The following is a 2,990-nucleotide window of genomic DNA, read 5'->3' on the forward strand; positions in this document are numbered from 1 at the left end:
GTAAGCGTGGCCCCAGCACCCTCTTGACGAGGGCCGCTCAGATGTCCACGACGTGACGCAGCAGCGGGAATCCGACGCGCCAGGTGTGGCCGTTTCCCGTGTCGATCGTGGCGGTGCGCTGGTTGATGCGCGTGATCGTCCCCACCTGCGTGTTCAGGTAGCGGTCTTCAAACGCCACCTTCTCTCCACAGCGGAAGTCGCCTCGCTGCGGCAACGGCACCGCAGGCGGCTCCGCCGGTTCGGCTCGCGCTGGGGCTGCGCCAGGCGCTGGCGGCTCGATAGCGGCATACGGCAACTTCCACTCGCGCCTGGTTGCCGCCTCGTGCAGTACGACTTGCGTGTCGCGCATCTCCACGACCTTGCCGCTGCGCATCTGGCCGTCACGCCAGTCGAGGAATCGCACGGTCTGGCCCAAGTGCATGTTGATGCGCACGGCGATGATCCGCTTGGGATCCGCGAGCATGCGCTCGATGATGGTTTGCAGCTGGAACAGCTCCAGGCTGCTGGCGCGGCTGAGCGCATCCAGCAGCTTCGGGTCGGCACCTTGGGTCATGCGGCTTTTTGCAGCTGGTGCCCGGCGATGTTCCAGGGCAGCAGTTCGTCTACTCGGTTGACCGGATGATCGCTGATGCGACTGAGCACGTCGCGCAGGTAGCCCTCGGGGTCCAGCCCATTGAGTTTGGCCGTCTCCATCAGGCTATACAGTGCCGCAGCGCGCTCGCCGCCGTCGTCGGAGCCCATGAAGAGGTAGTTGTTGCGCCCAAGGGCTACGCCGCGCAGCGCCCGCTCCGCCGCGGAGTTGTCGATCTCGATGCGCCCGTCGTCGACGTAGCGGATCAAGGCCTGCCAGCGCGCGAGGCTATAGCGTGCCGCCTTGGCCAGCTCCGACTTCGTGGACACCCGCGCCAGCACCGCGTGCAGCCAGTCGTGATATTCGGCCAGCAGCGGTCCGGCCCGAGCGCGGCGATGGTGCCGGCGGACGTCGGGTGGCTGGCCGCGGATGTCCGCCTCGATCGCGTACAGCGCCTGGATGCGTTGCAACGCCTGCGCAGCCAGGCTGCTGTCGTCGCGTCCGTGCTCGACGTACAGGTCCCACCACGGTCGGCGCGCGTGCGCCCAGCATGCCGCTTCAGTGACCCGGCCGCTGTCGTACACACCGCCCCAGCCGCCATAGGCGTCGGCTTGGAGAATGCCGCTGAAACGCGCCAAGTGGCCGCGCGGATGTTCGCCCTTGCGATCCGGCGAGTAGCGGTACCAGGCAGCGGCCGGCGCACTGCTTCCAGCGGGCCGGTCATCGCGCACATAGACCCACAGGCGGCCGGTGCGTGTCTTGCCCTCGCCGGGAGCCAGCACCTTGACCGGCGTGTCGTCGGCGTGCACCTTCTGCGCGGCCAGCACGTAGCGCCCCAGTGCAGCCACCAGGGGGTCGAGCAAGTCGTGGACTTGCTCCACCCAGCCCGCCATCGTGGAGCGGTCGATGTCCACGCCTTCGCGCGCGTAGATGCGGCTTTGCCGGTACAGCGGCAGATGGTCGCAATACTTGCTGACCATCACGTGCGCGAGCAGGCCGGCGCCAGCGATGCCGCGACTGACTGGCCGCATCGGTGCTGCAGCCTGGAAGATCGTCTGGCACTTAGTGCATGCCAGCTTCGGGCGCACGGTGCGAATGACCTTGAAGCGCGCCGGCACGTACTCCAGCTGTTCGGAGACGTCCGCGCCGATGCTGCGCAGTCGCCCGCCGCACGCGCTACAGCCACAGGGCTGGCCGCCAAGGTCATGGTGCGCTTCGGTGGCCTGCGGCCGGTGCTCGTGGGTTTCGCGTGGCAGGTGTGCCGGCAGGCTGCGGTTGATCTGCGGGTTGTTCGCTGCCGGCTTGCTCGTCGCCTTGCGGCCAGCCGCTTCATCCAGTGGTGCTGCTTCGATGAGGCTGCCCTGCGTCGAATCGAATCGCTCGCTGGACGTGCCGTACAGGGATCGGTTGCGCCTGGCGAGTTGCAGCGTCAGCTTCTCCACCATCAGCTTGAGAAGATCGCGCTCGGTCTCACTCGCCTGCAGCCGTCGCTTGAGAGCCTCGACGTCGTCGGGCATCTCGTTGGAGGTGTCGTTGCGGCCAGGCACATCGATACTGTGCCGGCTTCAGGGCGGTGCGCCAATCAGGGCCACACCGGAGGCCTCTTTATCCAGTAGGTCACGCGGCCAGCTGCGGTGCGTCGGTGCGCACCGGCATCCTCCAGTCGATGCCTTCCAGCAGCATCGACAACTGCGCCGGCGTGAGCGCCACGCTGCCGCTGGTGGCCTGCGGCCACACGAAGCGTCCTCGCTCCAGGCGCTTGGCAAGCAGCAGGAGGCCCTGACCGTCGAACCAGAGCACCTTGAGGATGTCGCCCCTGCGGCCGCGGAATGCGAACACATGGCCGCAGAACGGGTTGGCTGCCAGCGTCGTCTGCACGACCGCCGCGAGTCCGTCGAAGCCCTTTCTCATGTCCGTGTGACCGGCCACCAGCCACACGCGTGTGCCCGCAGGCAGGCCGATCATGCGCGCAGCGCTTGCAGAACCATCCGAAGCTGCGCGGGATCGGCGCTAGCGTGCACGCGGACCACTGCGTCGGCGAATTCGATCTCGATCGCCGGACGTGCAGGTTGCGGCGTCTCAGCGGCCTGCGATTCGCACGGCTGCGGCGCCAGGACTACGGGCAGGACTGCGGGCGCTCGCTCGGGCTGCGCCAGGTGCTCGAGCCGCATCCAGCGCCGAAGCTGATTGGCGTTGATCTCGTGACGCATGGCCAGCGCTGCCACCGACACGCCGGGCCGGTTGGCCTGTGCAACCAGCCAAGTCTTGAAGGAGGTGGAGAAGACCCGTTTCCCGTTGGCCTTGACGCGCTCGACACGCTCGCCGTGCCAGTCTGAGTTGTGTCCACTGTCTTGCATCGTGGACACATGCTGACCTGCCCTGCCGGTCAGCTCAATAGGGCCCTGAGGCCACGCTTACT

Annotated in this window: 4 protein-coding genes; all 4 read right to left on the reverse strand. The window is 67.4% G+C overall.

Annotated elements, in window-relative coordinates:
- Positions 1-37: 37 nt before the first annotated feature.
- Complete coding sequence (locus WG923_RS30250) at positions 38-553, reverse strand: hypothetical protein (RefSeq protein WP_340354759.1); 516 nt, start codon at positions 551-553, stop codon at positions 38-40.
- Positions 550-2,088, reverse strand: coding sequence for an IS66 family transposase (gene tnpC, locus WG923_RS30255; protein WP_340354760.1), 1,539 nt, complete (start codon positions 2,086-2,088; stop codon positions 550-552). Before tnpC ends, WG923_RS30250 begins: the two co-directional genes overlap by 4 nt.
- Positions 2,089-2,188: 100 nt before the next feature.
- A complete protein-coding gene (gene tnpB / locus WG923_RS30260) occupies positions 2,189-2,536 on the reverse strand; it encodes an IS66 family insertion sequence element accessory protein TnpB (RefSeq protein ID WP_340354761.1) in 348 nt (115 codons plus the stop codon).
- Positions 2,533-2,928: an IS66-like element accessory protein TnpA gene (gene tnpA, locus WG923_RS30265; RefSeq protein WP_340354762.1), complete on the reverse strand. Its 396-nt coding sequence runs from the start codon at positions 2,926-2,928 to the stop codon at positions 2,533-2,535. The genes tnpB and tnpA overlap by 4 nt, the downstream gene beginning before the upstream one ends.
- Between the last annotated feature and the right edge of the window lie 62 nt (positions 2,929-2,990).

The organism is Ramlibacter sp. AN1133, assembly GCF_037890035.1.
Classification (GTDB): Bacteria; Pseudomonadota; Gammaproteobacteria; order Burkholderiales; family Burkholderiaceae_C; genus Ramlibacter.

Bases quoted from the DNA above. Each gene is read 5' to 3' on its own strand.
- tnpA (WP_340354762.1), bottom strand. From the start codon at position 2,928: ATGCAAGACAGTGGACACAACTCAGACTGGCACGGCGAGCGTGTCGAG.
- tnpC (WP_340354760.1), bottom strand. From the start codon at position 2,088: ATGCCCGACGACGTCGAGGCTCTCAAGCGACGGCTGCAGGCGAGTGAG.
- WG923_RS30250 (WP_340354759.1), bottom strand. From the start codon at position 553: ATGACCCAAGGTGCCGACCCGAAGCTGCTGGATGCGCTCAGCCGCGCC.
- tnpB (WP_340354761.1), bottom strand. From the start codon at position 2,536: ATGATCGGCCTGCCTGCGGGCACACGCGTGTGGCTGGTGGCCGGTCAC.